Below are 5,871 nucleotides of genomic sequence, written 5' to 3' on the forward strand. Positions count from 1 at the left end.
CGCCTTGACGCGAATCCATTCGGGCTTTTTGAGCACCTCGGCCTGCTCGACCTTGACCGGAATGCGCGAGAGCTTGGCCGCAGCTTTTTGTTTGGCCAGGGGGTCGTAGTTTTCAAGGGTTTGGACTTCGCGGACCACTTGGCGCTCGATGGGGGTGTTGCTCATGGGCTTCTTTCAGTCTGCAAGGTGGCGCTGTGGCCTGTCGGTGTGAATGGGTTGGGGGCTTGTCGTGGCTTCAAAGGCGCGCGGCCAGTTCGGCGGCCAGCACGCGGGCGGCCTCTTCCCAAGTGGTCTGAACCCCGATTGTAAAAAGGTCCACGGTTTTTAACCCGACATAACCACAGGGGTTGATACGCTCAAAGGGTTGAAGGTCCATGGCCACGTTCAGGGCTGCGCCGTGGTAAGTGCAATGGCGGCTGACCTTGATGCCCAAAGCGCTGATCTTGCCCAGGCCCCTGAACGGGTCGCTGGCCGAGGCCGGGCCGACCAGGGCCGCGTGGCTGAAGGGGTCGTCCAGGCGCACATAAATGCCCGGTGCGCCTGCCACGCGGTGGCCCGTGACGCCAAAGTGGGCCAAGGTGCGGATGACAGACTCTTCCAGCTTGAAGACGTATTCCTTGACGTAGTACCCGGCGCGCTGCAGATTGACCAAGGGGTAAGCCATGACTTGGCCGGGACCATGAAAAGTGACTTGTCCGCCCCGGTTGGTCTGGACCACCGGAATGTTGCCGGGCGTCAAGAGGTGCGAGGCCTGGCCCGCCAGCCCTTGGGTGAACACAGGCAGGTGTTCGCACAGCCAAAGTTCATTGGGCGTGTCCGGGGTGCGGGTGGCCGTGAAGGCCTGCATGGCTTCATAGGTTGGCAAGTAGTCCACCTGCCCAAGAAGCCGGATGTCCATGCTCAAAGCACGATTTTGACCATCGGGTGTGAGGTCAGGGTGAGGTACAGATCGTCGAGCTGTTCGCGGCTGGTGGCCGTGATGCTGAGCGTCACGCCCAGGTAGTTGCCGCCCTTGCTGGGGCGCAACTCGATGGTGGTGGGGTCAAAGCCGGGGTCGAACTGCTGGGCCACTTGGCACATGGCGTCGGCAAAGCCATCGACCATGGCGCCCATGACCTTGATTGGGAAAATCGAGGGGTACTCGATCAAGGTGTTTTTGCGGGGGTCGACGTCGTCGGGTGGAGTGATAGAGGCGCTCATGAAATGATCCGGTTAGCGCGCAAGCTTAACGCCAGACGACCACGGCCAACACCGCCAACCACCCCAATACAAAATTGGTGACCACCAAGGGGTGAATTTGTCCCAAGGCCTTGGCCGCGACGGGCCAGTCAGAGGCTTGCACCGCGGCCTTGAGTCGGCGAAATGGCGAAAACCAGATGTGCGCAAAGATCAAGCACATCAACAAACCCAAGCCCGACATGGCGTGCCAGCCTTTGGGGGCCAGCTTCAGATCGGTCATGGACATCATCCAGAAACCGCTGGCCAAAATCAAGGCAATCGAAAGCCAGACCATGACGAAAAAACGGCTCAAGACGGCCGACATCAAAGCCAAGCGTTCAGGCGGTGACATCTGGGCAATGACCACGGGGCGCAGCGCCAAAATCACCAAAGACATGCCACCCATCCAAACGATGGCGGCAACCAGGTGGAAAAACTTGATCCATTCGTGCATGAAAAACCATTTATTTCGCGTGGATAAAAGAAGTTCTCAGCCAACGCATGGTCTCATTGTGGCCGCAAGGACCGAGCAAGGAGATTGCAAGGTCAAAATTGATGAACACACCTGGAGCACACATGGGTTTCTGGTTATAATTTCGTGCTTTGCACTTATCTCCCAATGTGTAACCTGATTGTAATTTGAGATGGTCAAAATTGCATCATCGCAAAACAGTTCGCTCGCCAAAGAAGATGCATTCGAAGTTTTGGATGATGAATTCAAGGCTTTGACGGCCGAAGAGGCGGCGGCTTGGCGGTTAAGCCATCCGCAAACCTCACCATGGCATGTCTTATTTTTGCAAATCGGTGTTGGTGCTTTGATGGTGCTGCTAACGGGATTGTTGACGCAAGAATTTCACTTGGCCGCATCGGTGGCTTGGGGCTGTGTATCGGCGGTGATCCCTGCTGTGGTTTTTATCCGAGCTTTGAGCAGACAGATGCGACAAATTCAGCCTAAGGCTGTCTTAATGGGTTTGTTTTTTTGGGAGTTGGTCAAGATCATTTTGACCGTGGCGTTGCTCTTGGTAGCGCCAAAAGTGATTTCGAATTTGAGCTGGCTTGCCCTGGTGGCTGGCTTTGTGGTGACGATCAAGGTGTATTGGCTGGCCATGGCGTTGGGCTACATGCAGCGGAAATCGAAGCCGACTATTTTTTGAACTGATTGGTGATTTATGGCTGCTGAAAACGCTGGCGCGCACGCCCCAACGGCTGGAGAGTACATCCAGCATCACTTGCAACACCTGCAAATGAATTTTTCATTTGAGGGTGTTAAGCAAACAAGCATCGTTGACTTTAGTCTGTTCAACCTGGATACAGTTGTTTTCTCTGTGGTTTTGGGTGTTATTGGGTGCTTTCTTTTATGGTCTGCTGCACGCAAAGCCACATCGGGGGTGCCTGGGCGCTTCCAGGCAGCTGTTGAGCTGCTGTCAGAAATGGTCGAAAACCAAGCTAAAGGCGTGATCCACAATGCCAAAAGCCGTAAGTTGATTTCACCACTGGCGCTGACGGTTTTTGTCTGGATTTTTCTGATGAATGCCATGGACATGCTGCCGGTTGACTTGCTTCCAGGTGCTTGGCATGCAGTGGGTCCAGCTTTGGGCTTTAAAGATTACATGCGTGTGGTTCCCACCGCTGATTTGTCTTCGACTTTGGGTTTGTCCTGTTCAGTTTTGTTGATTTGTTTGTTTTACAACATCAAGATCAAGGGAATCGGCGGTTGGGTGCATGAACTGATTTCAGCACCTTTTGGAGACCATTGGGCGCTCTACCCGATCAATTTCTTGATGCAGATGATTGAATATTTGGCCAAGACGGTTTCGCATGGTATGCGGCTGTTTGGCAACATGTTTGCAGGTGAGTTGGTGTTCATGCTGATTGCCTTGATGGGTGGTGGCTGGGCATTGTCAGCAACTGGTGTGGGTTTGGCCATCGGCCATATCCTTGGCGGTACCGTATGGACCTTGTTCCATATCTTGGTCATCACCTTGCAAGCTTTCATCTTTATGATGTTGACGCTGGTCTACACAGGCCAAGCGCACGACGCGCATTGATGACAATTTTCCTTTTGTTTTTTCTTTCTTTTTCCACTCATTTTTAGGAGCTTCTCATGGAAAACATTCTCGGCCTGGTGGCATTGGCTTGTGGTTTGATCGTTGGTTTGGGCGCATTGGGTGCTTCCATTGGCATTGGCATGATGGGTGGCAAATTCCTCGAATCCGGTGCACGTCAGCCTGAACTGATGAACGAGCTGCAGACCAAAATGTTTTTGTTGGCCGGTTTGATCGACGCTGCCTTCTTGATTGGTGTGGCCATTGCGCTGTTGTTCGCTTTTGCCAATCCCTTCGTTCTGAAGTGATTCACGCACCTCTTCCACTAGAAGAAGGACCGAACCGTGAACATTAACGCTACTCTGTTCATTCAGATGATCGTTTTTGCGATTTTGGTGTGGTTCACGATGAAATTCGTGTGGCCCCCGATCACAAAAGCGCTTGACGAACGGGCACAGAAAATCGCTGACGGCCTCGCTGCCGCAGACAAAGCCAAAGCCGAACTCAGCAACGCCAATTCGCGTGTGGAGTCCGAATTGGCCAAGTCGCGTAACGAGTCCGCATCGCGCTTGGCCGATGCCGAGCGCCGTGCCAATGGCATTGTTGAAGAAGCCAAGGCACGAGCCACCGAAGAAGCCAACAAGATCATCGTTGCTGCAAAAGCCGAGGCCGAACAGCAAGCAGTCAAAGTGCGCGAAAGTCTGCGAGAGCAGGTTGCAGCTTTGGCGGTCAAAGGTGCCGAGCAGATTCTCCGCAAGGAAGTCAACGCCGGTGTCCACGCTGATCTGCTGAGCCGCCTCAAGACCGAGCTGTAAAAAGCTATAGCCAGAGAAGACCATGGCAGAACTTGCTACCATCGCCCGCCCTTATGCCGAAGCGCTGTTCAAGGCGCAGGCATCCGATCTTGCTGGCGCGGCCACTTGGCTGGATGAACTGGCTGCCGTTGCCGACAATGCGCAACTGCAACAGTTTGTGAACAGCCCCAAAGTGACCGACGAGCAGGCTTTCGATCTCGTCTCTGGAGTTGTGCGTACAGCACTGCCCGAGGCTGGTAAGAACTTCCTGCAGCTGGTGATCGAAAACCGTCGCCTCAGTGCGCTGTCTGTGGTTGCACAGCAGTACCGGGCCCTCATGAATGCGCAAAGTGGCACCGCTGACGCGGTGGTATTTAGCGCATTCCCCATCGACGCTTCGGTTTTGGCCGATCTGTCGACCACGCTCGAAAAACGCTTTGCGCGCAAGCTCAATGTGAGCGTCGAGCTTGATGCCGCCCTGATCGGTGGCATTCGTGTGGTGGTGGGCGACGAGGTGCTCGACACCTCTGTCAAGGCCCGACTGGAACAAATGAAATCGGCCCTCACCGCTTAAAGCGGATTGAGACCCGACATATTTAAAGAAAGAAGGAAAGAGTCATGCAACTCAATCCCGCAGAAATTTCTGAACTGATCAAGAGCCGCATTGAAGGGCTGTCCGCCAGCGCCGATATCCGCAACCAGGGCACCGTGGTGTCTGTGACCGACGGTATCGTTCGCGTTCATGGTTTGTCCGATGTGATGCAGGGCGAAATGCTTGAATTCCCATCCACAGCCGATGGCATTGCCACGTTTGGTCTGGCCCTGAACCTCGAGCGTGACTCGGTCGGTGCTGTGATCTTGGGCGAGTACGAGCACATCTCCGAAGGCGACACAGTCAAGTGCACTGGCCGCATTCTGGAAGTGCCCGTCGGCCCCGAACTGATTGGCCGTGTGGTAAACGCTCTGGGTCAGCCGATTGACGGCAAAGGCCCGATCAACGCCAAGATGACCGACGTGATCGAAAAGGTTGCCCCTGGCGTGATCGCACGTAAATCGGTGGACCAGCCGATGCAAACCGGCCTGAAGTCGATCGACTCCATGGTGCCCGTGGGCCGTGGCCAGCGCGAACTGATCATTGGTGACCGTCAGACTGGCAAAACTGCTGTCGCGATCGACGCCATCATCAACCAAAAAGGTCAGAACATGACCTGCGTTTACGTCGCGATTGGCCAAAAAGCCTCCTCGATCAAAAACGTGGTGCGCGCTCTGGAGCAAGCGGGTGCGATGGAATACACCATCGTCGTGGCCGCTTCTGCCTCTGAATCTGCAGCGATGCAGTACGTGTCGGCCTACTCCGGCTGCACGATGGGTGAATACTTCCGCGACCGCGGCGAAGACGCTTTGATCGTGTATGACGATCTGTCCAAGCAAGCCGTGGCCTACCGTCAAGTCTCCTTGTTGCTGCGCCGCCCACCAGGCCGCGAAGCCTACCCTGGCGACGTGTTCTATCTCCACAGCCGTCTGCTCGAGCGCGCAGCCCGCGTGAATGCCGACTACGTCGAAGCCTTCACCAAGGGTGAAGTCAAAGGCAAAACAGGTTCCTTGACGGCACTGCCCATCATCGAAACCCAAGCCGGTGACGTGTCTGCTTTCGTGCCCACGAACGTGATTTCGATCACGGACGGCCAGATCTTCTTGGAAACCAGCTTGTTCAACGCCGGCATTCGCCCTGCGATCAACGCCGGTATCTCGGTGTCTCGCGTCGGCAGCTCGGCCCAGACCAAGGTCATCAAAGGCCAGTCCGGCGGTATCCG

General features: G+C 55.1%; 9 protein-coding genes and 1 pseudogene. 6 read left to right on the forward strand and 4 right to left on the reverse strand.

Features of this window, described 5'->3' with window-relative positions:
* The 4 genes and pseudogenes from Q0341_RS07400 to Q0341_RS07415 all read right to left on the reverse strand — a co-directional run.
* Positions 1–165 (reverse strand): annotated as a pseudogene (locus tag Q0341_RS07400) (lipoyl synthase); the annotation flags it as partial.
* Between the two features lie 70 nt (positions 166–235).
* Complete coding sequence (gene lipB, locus Q0341_RS07405) at positions 236–898, reverse strand: lipoyl(octanoyl) transferase LipB (RefSeq protein WP_299511652.1); 663 nt, start codon at positions 896–898, stop codon at positions 236–238.
* Between the two features lie 2 nt (positions 899–900).
* The gene (locus tag Q0341_RS07410) at positions 901–1,200 is read right to left on the reverse strand and encodes a DUF493 family protein (RefSeq protein WP_299511655.1); all 300 of its coding nucleotides are present in this window, start codon (positions 1,198–1,200) and stop codon (positions 901–903) included.
* 25 nt (positions 1,201–1,225) lie between these two features.
* Positions 1,226–1,672, reverse strand: coding sequence for a CopD family protein (locus Q0341_RS07415; RefSeq protein WP_299511657.1), 447 nt, complete (start codon positions 1,670–1,672; stop codon positions 1,226–1,228).
* Positions 1,673–1,862: 190 nt separating this feature from the next.
* Between Q0341_RS07415 and Q0341_RS07420 the strand changes: the two genes are divergently transcribed.
* The 6 genes from Q0341_RS07420 to atpA all read left to right on the forward strand — a co-directional run.
* Positions 1,863–2,372 (forward strand): ATP synthase subunit I, encoded by a 510-nt coding sequence (locus Q0341_RS07420; RefSeq protein ID WP_299511659.1) that lies wholly within the window; start codon positions 1,863–1,865, stop codon positions 2,370–2,372.
* Between the two features lie 15 nt (positions 2,373–2,387).
* A complete protein-coding gene (atpB, locus tag Q0341_RS07425; protein ID WP_299511661.1) occupies positions 2,388–3,266 on the forward strand; it encodes a F0F1 ATP synthase subunit A in 879 nt (292 codons plus the stop codon).
* 56 nt (positions 3,267–3,322) lie between these two features.
* Positions 3,323–3,571, forward strand: a complete 249-nt coding sequence (gene atpE, locus Q0341_RS07430) for a F0F1 ATP synthase subunit C (RefSeq protein WP_019426878.1) — start codon at positions 3,323–3,325, stop codon at positions 3,569–3,571.
* A gap of 36 nt (positions 3,572–3,607) precedes the next feature.
* Positions 3,608–4,078 (forward strand): F0F1 ATP synthase subunit B, encoded by a 471-nt coding sequence (locus tag Q0341_RS07435; RefSeq protein ID WP_299511663.1) that lies wholly within the window; start codon positions 3,608–3,610, stop codon positions 4,076–4,078.
* A 22-nt stretch (positions 4,079–4,100) separates the two neighbouring features.
* Positions 4,101–4,631 (forward strand): F0F1 ATP synthase subunit delta, encoded by a 531-nt coding sequence (locus Q0341_RS07440; protein ID WP_299511665.1) that lies wholly within the window; start codon positions 4,101–4,103, stop codon positions 4,629–4,631.
* A gap of 44 nt (positions 4,632–4,675) precedes the next feature.
* The coding region (gene atpA / locus Q0341_RS07445) for a F0F1 ATP synthase subunit alpha (RefSeq protein ID WP_299511668.1) at positions 4,676–5,871 on the forward strand (1,196 nt) is incomplete at its 3' end.

The sequence above is a fragment of the uncultured Limnohabitans sp. genome, assembly GCF_937889215.1.
Classification (GTDB): domain Bacteria; phylum Pseudomonadota; class Gammaproteobacteria; order Burkholderiales; family Burkholderiaceae_C; genus Limnohabitans_A.